The organism is Vibrio sp. CB1-14 (assembly GCF_040412085.2).
Taxonomy (GTDB): domain Bacteria; phylum Pseudomonadota; class Gammaproteobacteria; order Enterobacterales; family Vibrionaceae; genus Vibrio; species Vibrio chaetopteri.
The window spans coordinates 438,153-453,976 of the sequence record NZ_CP115920.1; the positions used below are offsets into that span (position 1 = coordinate 438,153).

Genomic DNA, 15,824 nt, shown 5'->3' on the forward strand with positions numbered 1-15,824 from the left:
TAATAGAGAACTTACAATGCGTAAATGAACGGATAGTCGACAAGGCAAGCCTAGCTTGCCTTGTCGAAAACAGTAAGAGCAAGCTACGCAGGTTCGAGCTCATCTTTATCAACAGCCGCAACTTTTTCAGTTGGCTGCTGTTGCAGTTCTGTTTTTTGGCTGGCTAGGTAGAGATTGTCGAAGCAGTAGTTCGTTGCCTCGATATAGCCCTCGACTGAACCACAATCAAAGCGCTCACCTTTAAACTTATAGGCGATGACACAGCCTTGCTGCGCTTGTTTTAACAGAGCGTCGGTGATTTGAATCTCACCGCCTTTGCCTGGCTCAGTGTTTTCTATAAGCTCGAAGATATCAGGTGTCAAAATGTAGCGGCCAATAATGGCTAAGTTGCTTGGCTCCGTACCTGGTGCTGGTTTTTCAACCATATCGGTGACACGAAGTAAGTCATCACGAATGGCATCGCCAGCAATCACGCCATATTTGTGAGCATGATCCTTCGGTACCTCTTGTACAGCAACAATGGAGCAGCGGAATTGGTTGTACAGGCCAACCATTTGTTGCAACACGCCATCACCTTGCGGGTTGACACAAAGATCATCGGCAAGAACGACAGCAAAAGGTTCATCACCAACAAGTTCTTTACCCGTCAAAATAGCGTGACCTAAGCCTTTCATCTCACGCTGACGGATATAGGTGTAGTTGGCCGAATCGATCAAACGACGAATATCGACCAACAGGGCTTCTTTATTCGTGCCCTCAATTTGATGTTCCAATTCGTAATTTTTATCAAAGTGATCCATTAAGGTGTGTTTGCCACGACCGGTGACAATACACATACTTTCCATGCCTGCATCTATCGCCTCTTCCACCCCATACTCAATGAGTGGTTTGTTGACCACTGGCATCATTTCTTTAGGCATGGATTTTGTGGCAGGTAGAAAGCGAGTGCCGTAGCCAGCGGCGGGGAATAAACATTTTTTTATCATAACGTTGTTCTTTTAGTTTTTAAATTTTAAGCTGTTAGCTGTTAGCTGTTAGCTGTTAGCTGTTAGCTGTTAGCTGTTAGCTGTTAGCTGTTAGCTGTTAGCTGTTAGCTGTTAGCTGTTAGCTGTTAGCTGCACGGAAACCGCATGAACATCACCGTCACGTAAGGCTTTCAAGAACCTTACTTAGGTAGTTTTCGTCCATTGCGCAGTTCATCCGTTTACGTTTGATACCACCTTTAAACGTGGTTTCGCTCTTTAATAGGTTCAAACACATCTGCCTGATCCTTGCAAAAGCCTCTGCTCGATCGTCTGCTCTAATACGAGAGTTGTCCTCACAAAATGCAGTATCAAGCGACCAATGCATGACCTCTACATCCCAGTGAGAACGCGTCGCTTCAAGTAACGTTTGAGCTTCTAATTCTTTAGAGCATATGTAGTATCGAATACTCACATCTTGCTCTGTTGCTACTGCCGATTCCTGTCGAATTGAAGCCACTGTCAACGCCAGTTTAAAATTGACCCACTTATCGACGTTATCGCCGAAGTAAAACTGACCCACCCACGTAATTAATTTCTACTTTCAGATAGATTTGTCTAGAACCGTTGGTATGGTTCCAGCCGCCTTCTTTCCTCGTAATCGGTAGCTTTCTCCACTGATTTGTACGATGTGTGAGTGATGAAGAAGCCTATCCAGTAATGCCGCCGTCAGTGTCGTATCGTCGGCGAACGCATTTGACCATTGAGAGAACGGTAAGTTACTGGTCACGATAATGCTGCCTTGCTCGTATCGTTTAGCGATGACGTTGAAGAACAAGTTTGCTTCTTCTCTGCCGAACGGTAGATATCCAATTTCATCGACGATAAGAAGCTTTGGAGCGAGCACACTTCGTCTCAGGTAGCTTTCAAGTTTGCCTTGAGCTTTTGCTGTAGACAGTTGAAGCATTAAGTCTGCTGCTGTGATGAAGCGTGTTTTTAGACCCTTTTGAACCGCTATTTGACCAAGGCTCACGGCAAGATGGCTTTTACCAACGCCACTTGGGCCAAGCAATATCACGTTTTCGCTCAATGAAGGCTAACCCTGTTAGCTCCTTAAGCTGTTTTCTTGGAGCGCCTGTTGCGAACTTGAAGTCATAGTCATCGAATATTTTTTCCATGGGGAAGCTTGCGAACTTAGTCAGCGTGGCTCTTGTTCGCTCAGCTCTCGCTTCAAGCTCTGCGTTGAGAAGTGATTCTAAGTAATCGGCTAGGCTCAACTCACGACTATTGGCTGCTTCTGCCAGTCTTGGCCACTCCTGACCTATAGCTTGTAACTTCAGCGCTGCACAGGCCGCTTCGATACGATTCATTTGAAGGTTCATACTCGTACCTCCAACAGCGCGTCATAGGTTGAGAGTGGGTGTTGGAAGCTCTCAACTGGCATGACATTATCACTCATTGTTAGCGGTATCATTGGCCGTGTCGGTGACGGGAGAGGTTGAAGTGTAAAGCGCTCTTCATCTAAGAGAACTTGAGGCTTTGTACCCGTCGTACCGTGGAACCGTTGGTGAGCGACGGTTTCTAACCACGCGCCGATATGTCCATTAAGAACATCAACGGTGACTTTAAGTCCGTGTTGTTTGAGTGTCGCTGCAAGCGGAGTGACGAAGCTACTTTTCAAGTAAGAGTTAAATCGCTCTACTTTCCCTTTGGTCTTTGCGCGATAAGGGCGGCAAGCTCTTGGTTTGAAGTTGTACTTCTTGGCGGCAGTGAGCAACATAGGATTCCATCGGTGTTCACCTTCACCGTAAGCATCTCGTTCTATCATGATGGCTTTTGCATTATCGAAGAGAACTTCTTTGGGTACGCCACCGAAGTATTCAAACGCTTCTTCAAGACCTTCCACCCAGTCTTCTTGTCGCTCTCGCTCACAAAAGCGAACGAAGGTCGCTCTGCTATAACCAAGCGTTGCAACGAAGGCTTTAACACGCACCCCGTAATGAGTGATGGTAGTAAAGTCGACTTGCATCTGTTCACCTGGCTTTGTCTCGAATCGAACCACGGGGTCGACTGGCGTACTAGGTTTGTATTGTTTGATGTGCTCCTTGAGCATCGTTATACCACCATCATAGCCAAGCGCTTTTAATTCACGAAGTAGTACAGTTGCTGGTATCCAATACGGTTTTGCTGCGTCAATGCGAGTACGCAAGTAGTCATGGTATGGCTGAAGTTTAGTTGGTCGCGACTGACGCTCGGGATATACGGGGGCTTTGCTTTTATCACGAAGATAATTACGAACGGTATTCCTTGAGATACCCAAATCCTTGGCGATACGGCGGATGCTGCACCCTTGTTGATGTAAAACGTGTATTTCCACTAGTTGCTCCTGATTGATCATAATCCGCCGCTTTGTCCATTTACGAACGGATAGTTTGCCTCAGGTGGGTCAATTTTAAATCGGCGTTAGTGGGTCATTTTTACATCGGCGCTGACACCACGATGCCCATCGTTTTTAACTCAGGCCATTCATGTTCAATATCACCCAAAACCGACAAATCACGATTTACTAAAGCCACTCTCGTTTCTATTCTTCCGTGACTTTTTTCTTGAGTACTGTAAGAACTGCCGTCGAAGTCTTGAAGCATGTCCATGCGAAAATAATCATCAAAGGCTTGCTCAAGCATTCCCTGATTGCCTTTGACCGCTAGTAAATAATCCGCTTCTTTATCGAGAATTTTCTGCGCTATTTTCTTTTGGCAGCCCATCGCATCAATCGTAATCAAGCAACCTTTTACATCTAGCAAGTCAAGTAGCTTGGGGATCGCGGTAATTTCATTGCTTTTACTATCAACCTTCTGTTGACCAATGCTCATTCCATTCTCTGTCGCAAAAGCGTTCACCATGTGAATCGTTCCTTTGCCTTTCGAGCGATCATAAGAGCCACGTAATGTTTTACCGTCGATGGCAATGACTTCACCATCCGTCAGTGTATGGCAGTCCTTCATCCAAGCAATGAAGCTTCTTTGCAACGCTGCAGGATTAATCATACCCATCACTCGAGACAGTGTATCCGCCGAAGGAATGCCAGCTTCAAAATGACCATATCGTTTGAGGAAATCTAAGCGAGCATTACCAAAATCAATAATGCCATCCCAGCCATCGTGACCCGACAAAACACCACAAATTGTCAGCAAAATAATGTCTGATAATTTGTGCTCTACTTTGCTTTCTTGTCGATAGTCTTTACTGATTTGGAAATGCATAAATGGATTGGTTAACTCGCTCATATTTAGGCCCCTATATTGTCTAGGAGCTATTACAAAACAGCAGAAATGATCTACAAGGCGATCTTAAGGTTCATTGGGTTACATTTGAAAACTGAGAGTAATGAGGCATTGGTAACTAATTTTAAGCATCACCGCAGCCCTTATATATCAACGACTTTCATACGGTTTCCCTGATGGGGTTACATCTAAAAACTGAGAGTAATGAAGTATTGGTAACTAATTTTAAGCATCACCGCAGCTCTTATATATCAACGACCTTCATGCGGTTTCCCTGATCGTCACGGCTGTACCAAGAATCCATAGCTACATCATCGACCCATAAGGTGATGCTGCCTCGATTTACAAATGCTTTATTGTGCTGAGACCAGTTGGTTATTTTTCGCTTTGACTATTTCATCATGCTCACTGAAGTATTTAACGTTCAGCTCAATGAAATCAGAAACAGTTGAATCTATTTAGGAAACAACGCCTCTCCCACGGAAACCGCATGAACATCACCGTCACGTAAGGCTTTCAAGAACCTTACTTAGGTAGTTTTCGTCCATTGCGCAGTTCATGCGCTTACGTTTAATACCACCTTTAAAGGTGGTTTCGCTCTTTAATAGGTTCAAACACATCTGCCTGATCCTTGCAAAAGCCTCTGCTCGATCGTCCGCTCTAATACGAGAGTTGTCCTCACAAAATGCAGTATCCAGCGACCAATGCATGACCTCTACACCCCAGTGAGAACGCGTCGCTTCAAGTAACGTTTGAGCTTCTAGTTCTTTAGAGCATATGTAGTATCGAATACTCATATCTTGCTCTGTTGCTACTGCCGATTCTTGTCGAATTGAAGCCACGATGCCCATCGTTTTTAACTCAGGCCATTCATGTTCAATATCACCCAAAACCGACAAATCGCGATTCACTAAAGCCACTCTCGTTTCTATTCTTCCGTGACTTTTTTCTTGAGTACTGTAAGAACTGCCATCGAAGTCTTGAAGCATGTCCATTCGAAAATAATCATTAAAGGCTTGCTCAAGCATTCCCTGATTGCCTTTAACTGCCAGTAAATAATCCGCTTCTTTATCGAGGATTTTCTGTGCTATTTTCTTTTGGCACCCCATCGCATCAATAGTAATCAAGCAGCCTTTTACATCTAGCAAGTCAAGTAGCTTGGGGATCGCGGTAATCTCGTTACTCTTAGAATCAACCTTCTGTTGCCCAATGCTCATTCCATTTGCAGTAGCAAAAGCGTTCACCATATGGATCGTTCCTTTGCCTTTCGAGCGGTCATAAGAGCCGCGTAATGTTTTACCGTCGATGGCAATGACTTCACCATCCGTCAGTGTATGGCGGTCCTTCATCCAGGCGATGAAGCTTCTTTGCAACGCTACAGGATTAATCATACCCATCACACGAGACAACGTATCCGCAGAAGGAATTCCAGCTTCAAAGTGACCATATCGTTTAAGGAAATCTAAGCGAGCATTACCAAAATCAATAATGCCATCCCAGCCATCGTGACCCGACAAAACACCACAAATTGTCAGCAAAATAATGTCTGATAATTTGTGCTCTACTTTGCTTTCTTGTCGATAGTCTTTAATGATTTGGAAGTGCATAAATGGGTTGGTTAACTCGCTCATATTTAGGCTCCTATATTGTCTAGGAGCTATTACAAAACAGCAGAAATGATCTACAAGGCGATCTTAAATTTCATTGGGTTACATTTGAAAACTGAGAGTAATGAGGCATTGGTAACTAATTTTAAGCATCACCGCAGCCCTTATATATCAACGACTTTCATACGGTTCCCCTGACGCCTCTCCCATTGGCTTATTCTGTAAAAACGTCCCTAATGCAGTGCCATTCAGGACTGACCCAGTTGTACTCTCTGCGTTGTATAAATACAAGTGCCCCATACAGTGAGGCCAATAAACTACTTAGACTGCAAAAACTGAGTGTACTCATCAGGAGTCCCACAAAAGATGACATCTTCTAAAGGTATTTCATGGTAATGAACAAGAGCCGTAGTAGAGATCAAATAATTATACAGAGGAGCTATATATAACTCCCCCTTCTCCCATTTGTCTTTCGGTAGCGATAAATAATAGTCGTATGCAGAGAAAAAATCTTGAGCATTACTAAAATGATATAGCCCTGTGCAACATAGATCCGAAATTGGATTTTTTTCAGTAGTCAGGTCAACCTGAGTGCTATTTTCATTGATTGGGCGAACAAACGACCAGTTAGTACCTTCGCCACGAAAAACCTCTAAATAACCGTCGCCTAACTTACTGAGTTCTGGGTGAATAAAGTTTGGCCTAAAAGTATCAATGTTGAAAATAGTAATGGGTTCATTACTACTGCGATAATTAGCTAAGCCTAGCGAGACAGTTTCTGCTTGTCCTCTGGTTTCTGTATTCAAAACAACAATATCATAATCTTGTATGTCTAAAGCAATCACTCTTTGCTTAACAAATTCAGGAGTGCCGTATACATCCCTAACAATAAAAACAAATTTTTCAGAACTAAAATACTGTTGAAAACTTTTCACTGAATGGTCAAATAAGCTTTCACCATAGGCATCCAACATATACTTAGGGAGTTTATAACCTGCTTTAAAGAAGCGAGAGCTCAAACCCGCCATTGGAATAACAATCATAACTATTACCTATTTTAATTTTTTTAATTTCATATAAAGGCGGAACGCATTTGCAAAAAAAGCATCCTGACGTTTTAAATCATCGCTGTGCAGTGGCAACATAGACAAAAATAGTTGTATTTGCATCGCCATGATATTTTTCTCAGAAATCCCAAACTTCTCATGCATTAAATGAATAAAATACGACTGAATAGCATGCTCTTTTTTATTACTATCAATCGAGAGCGATATACTTTGATTGCTAATGTCAACTTGATAATAACCCGCTATAATCCAGTCATATAAGCCAATTACAGAGTGTGATAACTTAGCGATATCATAATATATATGACCATAAGCGGATAACTGACCATCGGGGGTTAGACCACGAGGGTCAATCACTTTAATTCTGTTAGCCCGAAAATCATACAAAACATTACTAAAACAAAAATCGCCGTGTAATAACGTGGGTTCACTGTCATCTATAGGAAGGTTTTGATTGGATAGTGAAAGTATTTCATTTAATGAAATACTTTCGTTTTCATAATGCCATTTTTGATCAAGTGAATAGCCCCTTGAATTACAATACTCATCCAATCGTTGGCTGGTTTTATTATCAAACAACTCGGATAGCGTACTATATGGCGCTGAAGTGGGTGCTTTTTCTTCTCGACATGCGACAAGAAAGTCAGCACTTTCATTCAAAATACGCTTCCAGACTTTCTGCGGCAATTCAGAAAAAACATAGAGTTCATTTAACGCAGTATTATGCAGATATTCTAGTCGGTAGCTTGTACGACCATTACAATGCGCTTCACCTAAATATTGGGGTATATATTGACGTAAAGAAAAAGGTAACTTAGCAAACCAGTTCGACTCTGCTGCAATTTTAATATCTTTAATACTCGACTTTTCTACCCAAGATGAGGTGATCGACAAATTATTAAAGGCACGCTGCGTTGTAAAATTCACTTTTGATGAATAATAGGTATTAACATGCCCAAAATCCAACCAATCAACAGATAGTTGACTCGTAAAGTCGGTCATCTGTCTATATTGATTTAGACCATTTAGAAAATCCCAATTAGATTTGCTTAGTGCTCTTAATAAGGTGCGAGGTTGAGAAAATTTAAAGTAGCCATTAATAACTTGGCTACCGTTAATCTCTAACTCACCTTGGGCTTGTTGTAACCAATGATTATTGTCTTCTGTTGCAATAGCCCAATGATAGTTCTCTTCAACCCTTGAAAGTGAAGCAAAGTTATAACCTTCAGGCAACTTGCTAAACAATGTATCCCCAAATAACAGGTGTAATGGCTTGTTAAAATCATGCTCAGACAAATTCAATGCAGCAATTAATGATTCACCTAGTTTTAAGCTATCTGGTAAAGCTAAGACTTCAACTTTGCTTTCAGCCAATAAAGTAAGGTCGGTATCAGAAATAACATAACTTTCGGGAACAGTAAGATAAACCTTTGTATTAGGTGGAGCAAGTTTGATTTGATGCTGAAAGAGCCGTTTATTCCCTAGAGGTAAAAAACTGGGTGGGATGCGCCCAAATTCAGATTGAAGTTCTTGGCCTATATAGGCACCTGACATAATTAAAAACATATTTAGTACCTAAAGCTCATTGCCACTATCAGTATGCGCATTTTCTTTCTTTAATAACTGCATAATTTCTTCATAGCTCAAAGAATTAAACTCAGAAGGTCGGATTGCTTTATCATCTATATAAAACCCATCAAATCCACACCATGGCTTACCTACTAAAATTTCATCGTATGGGACTTCATGCTTCTCAAGCCATTCAACAATGGTTGGTAAAGTATGAATATTAATCTTGCCAACATTCCCTTCATACGTACGCATGTTTCGCGCAGTGGCTATGACAATCTCAAAACCTTCATTTTTATAATTTTTAAGGCTAGCTATAAGATTTTTATTTGGTAAAACATTCAAGTAATCACTAGTATTGGCTTGGGTTAATGTGCCATCTAAATCAACTATTAATCTTTTCATTATTCACTGCTCGCTTTGCTAAGTAGATACCCTAAATCTTTTTTTATGGCATGAATAAAACGTTCTTTCCAAAAACTTGAGCCATACTCGTCTTTGTCTTGTGAGAGATATTTTAAAATCTTGTTTTTGTCAGGTCGCACAGAGCGCAGTTCACCTAACGTTATATAACTACCTATCGTTCCCCATTCCACATGATTGTATAAAAGCGAGAAAGCTTGGCTTGAATGCGGTTGATACAATCTACCGGGTAGACTGTAATGTTTAAAAAATCCTTCATTATTATAAACACCATGATAATTAGCCATGCCTTCGTAATCACCTATAGCAAATTGATCACAAATAGCAATGCCAAACGGACCTGTATTTATTTCGCCTTGGAAAGCAATATAGTTTCTTTTAGCTTGCTCCAATATGGCGACCATTTTCGAAATATCTACCTCTAACAGCTCTTTGTCTGCCCTTACCCTTATATAAAAATCATAGTCTGAGTAATTACTAGCCACGTGGAAACAGCTGTGCATTTTATAATGCATGCATTTTGCACCAGACCAGTCTTGGAAATGTTGTGCGTCTTCAAAAATAGCTTTTTTGGGGTTCAAAGCATCTACGATACTTTCTTGGCAGAGATGATCAATATCTTCAAGGTAAGCAAAAAGATTTGGGAGCTCACTCTTTAAGGCTAAGATATCATTATCAATTAAATAATCACGCCAAGTGTGCAAGAACTCTCCATCAAAAGTCCTATCAGCCTCTAAAGAGGTCGGCACTCTAAAACCTATTTGTTTCCAAGAGTGAATAAAAACATCCGCATTTAAAGGCTTTATTAGTTTATCTATAATACCAGGGAGTGTCTGTTCATAACCTCTAAACTGGCCAGAAAAAAGGATGGCAAACTTCAATGGTTTACTAGGCCTGTATTTTGTAGCTTTATACTGATTTTGAGTATTTAAATAGTTAGAACAAAACTTTATCCATTTCCGATTTCCTACAACGAAAGTATCCAGTGTTTCTTGTTTTATATAATCTACAAGTGGCACTTTCATCCGGTACGTTAAGATACATATGAACATTAATAACGAAGATGTTGCTATACATGCTTCAGCTTTGATTGCTAACCGCTCTATTAATTCTTTGTCTCTATTTAAAAACCGTATCGACCTCCAATGAATTGTGCCAAGTTCACCTAACGATAATTTTTCGGATTCTCTAACAAAAAGTAAGAAATCACTTTCGGTTGCTTTACTGCCAATTAAAATAAAATATTTACTTATATTCGCTGGTTTACTATCTAGGTGTTCCCAGAAAGAATTCTTAAGAAAGGATAGTTTTTCAAATTCAGAGCTGTATTTGAACTTTAAACCATTAAGCTGACTCAGAGATAAAGTCTCTATACTTGATAATAGTTCTAAAGAATCAATCGTCTCTATGTTTTTATTTAGAAGTGCTTGTTCAATAGTTTTGATCATTCATCAACCCCATTCAGCTGCTTCAATAAACCTCCATACATAGGTGTCTCCTTTAAAACTTCTAATGCAGGGGAGTATTTGAGTGCGCTTTCATAATCATTCAATTCTAGGAAACTAATCGCCAACATATATTTTATATGGTTATGATTTTTCCTATACCTATGGAACTCTAGAGCAGGCTCAATTACCTCTTCAAATTTTTTCTTTCTAAATAAGTTTAAACTGTGTTGATATAAAATATCTATTTGCAAATCTAGTTGCATGGGTTTGTGAAATTGCAATGCAAATTCACTTATTTCAAGAGAATAATCTATAGAGCTTATACGACCCAATCTTATCAGCGATGGATAAATTTCACTAATATGAGGGGAGTTACTTTTAACGTTGTTTAATAACTCTAATGACTTTAATGGTGACGTTCTCTCGAGTAAAAGACCTAAATATGCCATACATAGAAACTTTAAACTGCAAGAGTCGGTGTTAGCAATGCTAGCTTTCAACTGGTTAATAGTTAATTGTGAGCTATAACCACTTTCTAACTCAACATATGCTTTATACACAACTCTATAAATAATGTGTTTTTTTTCATTTATCGAGTCCCCTACATGAAAGAAATTTAAAACTTTAGAATGTAGGTCTTTATTATCTAGTGCTTCCGCTATATCAAAGCGTTCTATCAAAGAAGGTGGGATGCTATGTGTTAAATCTCTTAAAGGATACTTGTTTATTCTATCCATAGCTGGTATCAAGCTTGATTGATATAAGTCAACGATACATCTTTCACCATAAAATAAGTTTAAACTCTTAAATTTTGAGCTTGCTAAAAAATGAGATAAGTCAGGGACTATAATGTCTGGTTTAGTTATGAAATACTTTTTACTGTTACTGTGCGGTGTAAACAGTTCATACTCTAGACCAAAGCAATGAATTACATCTGCATTAAAAAGAGCACCATATAACAAAGCTCCATAAGCCCCCATTGACCCGCCGAAAAAGGTAGTATGTGTAATGTTTTTCTTTTCAATTACATTTTTTATTATGTTTTTATAGTACTCAAAGTCAGCCTCATCTTCGTCAAGTTTATTTATATACCAACTGTTGTGTGGACAATTAAGGTAGAGTACGTTAGACCGTGATGTAGCTAAAACACTTGAGAACGAAAACTTACCTTTAGGTACTGTTGCCGCTGAAAATGCAACAATTAAGTCATTCGTATTACCGTTTTGGAGTTTATAAAAACTTGAATCAGTCATTAGTTATTTACCAACTTGAGTGGAAAATTTTTTTGTTGGATAAAGCCCCTGAATTAGAAAGTTTAGTCAACGCATACTCTTTCCACTCTTCAGGCATTTGAAAGCTTTTAGTTTTGTTCACTTTTTTATTTAACTGACTTTCATCAGGAGCAATTTCTTCAATACCTAAAAAACGTTGTACTTTGTTTAACATATCAACTGGGCGCTCTCTAAAATCTTCGAAATACAGGATCATCAACTCATCATCTGTTAATGATTGCTGTAATAACTTATAATTATTTGCGTATTCAGCATTCACCCAGAAGAAGTGTTTATCCAACAACTCTTTAAAATGCTCAAAACCAGCTTCTAATGCATCATCTTCACGGTTGACCCATTTCATATGAAACTTATAGTGCGACCATAAACGCTCTAAGGGATCGCGTAGTGTGTAAATAACTTTTATATTTTTTGCTACTTTACGCACATTATCCCAACCGTCACGGCCCATTTGGCAATACAAATTTGAAAAATCAGCGCAGAATTTTTTGTTTGCATTAAAACGAAACAGGTTTTCATACCATTCGTTATCGATTTCAGATTCTCTTGCATACTCCGAATACCATGAAATATCTTCTAAATTTTGTGAGATAAACTTAGCATTACCATTTGCTGTTTTCTCTAATATTGCTTTTAATTTTAAAATGCGATCACGATGATTAAGCTGATTTTCAATACCCACTTTATTCGCAAAGTAATGAATCTCTTTTTCTGGTGTAAAGTGAATATCTGGGTGATCTTTTAGTTGTTCATATAACCATGTTGTGCCCGCTTTCATTGCACCGACACTCAAAAATAAGCTGTCAATCATTTATATATCTCCACTAGTTCATCCACTTGCTTGTCTGTTAAACGGGGCTCTGTGTTTACTATTTTATTTTTAAATTTAATTGTATCCATATTTATTGTTTTAACAGCATTAGCCAAACTAGGTAAGTCTGGTTTTATTCTTAACCCAGTCTTTCCCTCAATAATGTCTTCACCGATACCACCTAAATCACTTGCTACCACCCAGCAGCCGCAAGCTGCGGCTTCGCGTGTTACCAATCCATAACTTTCTGGCCAAATTGAGGGTGCAAACACTACATCGATTTGTTGGTAGAGTGATTCTATTTTATTTTGAGGTACATAGCTTATGAACTTTACATATATGCCACCCCAACTCTCTTGTCTCTCTTGTCCAGTGGCTAATGTACCATCGACAACTAGAACTTCAATATTTTCGGGCTGTATCGAGGTAATTGCTTGTTTGAATAAATGATAACCTTTATGATCACTCATTCCCCCAATGTGCGCACATACCACACGAGGTGTATGTGAGGTATTCTTATGTGCCCAATTTATCGACGATGATATGCCATTTTTATTTAATTTTATTTGAGGAATACCATTGTTCCTGCATATTTTTGCGAACCTTTCTGATACAGTCAATACTGATTTCGCGCCACGAAGTAGCGATAACAAATAACTTTTACGAGAGGTTGAATCTGTTAGCGAAATTCCCTCGGGTAATAAAGGAATATTATAAGGGTCAGGGTGACCATCAGGGTAGACAGTACCTAGTTGGTCCACCAAAAATTGATGATCTGAGAACCACCATGCATCATGAACAGTTACAACATATGGAATACTAGTCTCCTTTGCAGCTTCTATAATTGAAGCCCCTAGGCGTTGCACACAATGAAAGTGAATAACATCTGGTTTTTCAAGTTTGAGAAACTCTGCAAAAAGTTCTTTGACCACTTCGTCTTTAGGATGCCAGTCCATATTAACGCGATATTCTATTGTTGTGCGATAAACCCTAGTGCCATCTTCTTGATAGACCATTAGTTGATGGGGGGTTGTACAATGGTTATCACTAGTAAAGGCGACGACATCAACAGTATCGTTATATTTTTTCTTTAGTACTGCCAAGTTGTCTGCAACAACTCGAGTGGCACCACCAATGGCTTGGGGAGGAAAAAAAACATTAACTAATGCGACCTTGATTTTTTTAGTCTTTTCCTTCGGAACTAGATTCTTTAATTCATTAGCAAGTTTTTCACCGAGGTGTTCAATTGTGTATTCTCTTTCAATCCGCTGTTTTGCAGCCAAACCTACTTTTTCACGAAGAGGACTATTGCAAATTAAATTGTCCAACTGTTCAAACCACTGTGCTGAAGATGCTGCGATGAACCCGTCAATGCCGTCCCTTACTACGTCCAAATAATTCTGTGTGCCACTGACAACCGATGGAATCCCGAAATATCCCGCTTCAAACCATTTAAGTTCACTTTTGCTGTTATTTAACTCGTCATCATGTAAGACCGCTAGATTAATATCTGCCGAGGATAATAAAGCATAATATCCTTGTACGTTTTTTACAGAAGGGATTTTCTTTATTGCATGTTGATATTTTGATAAAAAATCCGAAGGTAAATTTAGATTGCCACAAATAATAAGTCTGACATTACTATGTTTATTAAATATACGCTCAAGAGCTGGTAGTAGTAATTCAATAACATCACTATTATGCGCTTGTGTTCCACTGCCATAGAAGATATCTAGCGTATTAGCATTGTTTTTTTGGATAGGGTCAATTTCATTATGTGAGTCTAAGCCATTTCTGTGGACAATACACTGTTTGCCAAAAACTAGCTCTTTTAGCTTAACGGCTAATGGCTGAGTTGAAGCTATACCGAAACGACATAATTTAGCTGCTGCGTAAAAAGATGACATTCCTTGCTTTAATGAGTGGTATGTTTCTCCATCTATATAGCCCCCAAATGTATGAATAGGTGCTGGATATTCAATGTCAAATAGAAGATCATCAATTTCATAAACGGCCATCTTCCCAACTGCGTTTACTTGAGCAATTGCTTTTAATACTTGAGGTACTGCAGGAACCCTGTAAAAAATAACAATGTCATGTAAAGCTACTAAGTTATGAAGCTTCTCGGTATTTTGCCAATCAATGCAGACAACTTCTACTCCAACTTTTTCCAGTTGAACTTTTTTTTGTTCTATTCTATAACGTACACATTGTGGAATATGGTAATCACCAACAATTAGTACTTTTTTTGTGTTAACCTCTTTCAAATCAGGCATGCTATAGCAGCCATAATAGGCTAAATGAAGGTCATGAATAGATTTAGATAGTTTGTACACTTCTTCCCGATACGAATCTTTCAGCTCAGTATTTGCCAATGCATATCCTTTGCCACAAATTTTTAGATAGTATCTTTCTGTAACGTTATCGAATAAATCAATTAGTGAGCTATAGTCCTTACACTTTATGGATGCTTCCAATAAATATTCCAAAGCTGGCTCTAATCTGTCCATATTTAGATATGCTGAGACTAGCTTCCTGTAGATATTGAGACTTGGCTCAGCATTGTGCTCTGTAAGATATTTATAGTGACATTTTGCAGTATATAAATCGCCACACTCAAAAAAAGAGTCTCCTAGCATCTCGTACGCATCATTGTTAAAATTGTAATTTATTGATGCCATAAGGATTATACGCAACTTATGGTGATCCAAATCTTTGCAAGTACTTTTATAGGCCTTACCAATCGCTAAGTAAAGTGAACTGTTTTCTGACTCTAAGTTGCTGATTTTAAATGGGTAGCCTGTATTTCCTAACAGTTGGTTTGTTATGTCTTTATAGGAAACAGTAACACCATCTATTTTGTTTATTGCTATTATTCTTTCAGGGTTTAGATCTACTGCTATATCACGAATTTCATTGTGTTGATTTTCACACCAATCCTGAAAGTTTTTTAAACGACCTTCTTTTTGGCCAGCCCTAAGCCAATGCAATTTGCAATCTATGAGGGATAAACGTCTACTCGAACTTAAGTCTGGATAAAAATCATTATAAAAATCCGGGTCGATTTCTATATTAAAATTAAGTGAGTCTGGTAAGCCTTTGTCTCTCAATAAGCATTCTGTATTGGGTAGCCTCCCTTCTTTCATTCCAAAGTCAGTCCAATGTTTTTCTAGCTGTTCTATTGTCATTTCACTGAGGTCTTGATAGTACTCTTGATAAAATGATACGTCTAAGACCGTTTCTTTTTCTGGTAGCACTATAGCAGTAGTGAGCTCTGTGTTAGGGCCGCCGTTCTCATGACTTTTCTCTTTATTCATTAGTGTCTGTTACTTAGATAATTAGGTTAAAGTAAAGTTAACTT

At 39.0% G+C, this 15,824-nt stretch carries 11 protein-coding genes and 2 pseudogenes; all 13 read right to left on the bottom strand.

What is annotated here, in order from left to right:
* Nucleotides 1-83: 83 nt before the first annotated feature.
* Nucleotides 84-986, bottom strand: a complete 903-nt coding sequence (gene galU / locus PG915_RS01990) for a UTP--glucose-1-phosphate uridylyltransferase GalU (protein ID WP_353497658.1) — start codon at nt 984-986, stop codon at nt 84-86.
* 157 nt (nt 987-1,143) lie between these two features.
* Nucleotides 1,144-1,554 carry an ISAs1 family transposase gene (locus PG915_RS01995; RefSeq protein WP_420884614.1) on the bottom strand — a complete coding sequence of 137 codons (411 nt, stop codon included), beginning with the start codon at nt 1,552-1,554 and terminating at the stop codon, nt 1,144-1,146.
* Between the two features lie 12 nt (nt 1,555-1,566).
* Nucleotides 1,567-2,266: pseudogene (istB, locus tag PG915_RS02000) on the bottom strand (IS21-like element helper ATPase IstB).
* A gap of 74 nt (nt 2,267-2,340) precedes the next feature.
* Nucleotides 2,341-3,360: an IS21 family transposase gene (gene istA / locus PG915_RS02005; RefSeq protein WP_353497660.1), complete on the bottom strand. Its 1,020-nt coding sequence runs from the start codon at nt 3,358-3,360 to the stop codon at nt 2,341-2,343.
* A gap of 91 nt (nt 3,361-3,451) precedes the next feature.
* Nucleotides 3,452-4,249 (bottom strand): annotated as a pseudogene (locus PG915_RS02010) (ISAs1 family transposase); the annotation flags it as partial.
* A gap of 500 nt (nt 4,250-4,749) precedes the next feature.
* Nucleotides 4,750-5,877, bottom strand: a complete 1,128-nt coding sequence (locus PG915_RS02020; protein WP_353497661.1) for an ISAs1 family transposase — start codon at nt 5,875-5,877, stop codon at nt 4,750-4,752.
* Between the two features lie 293 nt (nt 5,878-6,170).
* Complete coding sequence (locus PG915_RS02025; RefSeq protein WP_353497662.1) at nt 6,171-6,896, bottom strand: glycosyltransferase family 2 protein; 726 nt, start codon at nt 6,894-6,896, stop codon at nt 6,171-6,173.
* A 9-nt stretch (nt 6,897-6,905) separates the two neighbouring features.
* A complete protein-coding gene (locus tag PG915_RS02030; RefSeq protein ID WP_353497663.1) occupies nt 6,906-8,486 on the bottom strand; it encodes a phosphotransferase in 1,581 nt (526 codons plus the stop codon).
* Between the two features lie 9 nt (nt 8,487-8,495).
* Complete coding sequence (locus PG915_RS02035; protein ID WP_353497664.1) at nt 8,496-8,894, bottom strand: HAD-IIIC family phosphatase; 399 nt, start codon at nt 8,892-8,894, stop codon at nt 8,496-8,498.
* The gene (locus tag PG915_RS02040; RefSeq protein WP_353497665.1) at nt 8,894-10,360 is read right to left on the bottom strand and encodes a hypothetical protein; all 1,467 of its coding nucleotides are present in this window, start codon (nt 10,358-10,360) and stop codon (nt 8,894-8,896) included. Before PG915_RS02040 ends, PG915_RS02035 begins: the two co-directional genes overlap by 1 nt.
* Nucleotides 10,357-11,613: a hypothetical protein gene (locus tag PG915_RS02045; protein WP_353497666.1), complete on the bottom strand. Its 1,257-nt coding sequence runs from the start codon at nt 11,611-11,613 to the stop codon at nt 10,357-10,359. The genes PG915_RS02040 and PG915_RS02045 overlap by 4 nt, the downstream gene beginning before the upstream one ends.
* A gap of 7 nt (nt 11,614-11,620) precedes the next feature.
* On the bottom strand, nt 11,621-12,463 hold the full coding sequence (locus PG915_RS02050; RefSeq protein WP_353497667.1) for a sulfotransferase domain-containing protein: 843 nt from the start codon (nt 12,461-12,463) through the stop codon (nt 11,621-11,623).
* Nucleotides 12,460-15,780, bottom strand: a complete 3,321-nt coding sequence (locus tag PG915_RS02055; RefSeq protein ID WP_353497668.1) for a glycosyltransferase — start codon at nt 15,778-15,780, stop codon at nt 12,460-12,462. Before PG915_RS02055 ends, PG915_RS02050 begins: the two co-directional genes overlap by 4 nt.
* Nucleotides 15,781-15,824: the final 44 nt, after the last annotated feature.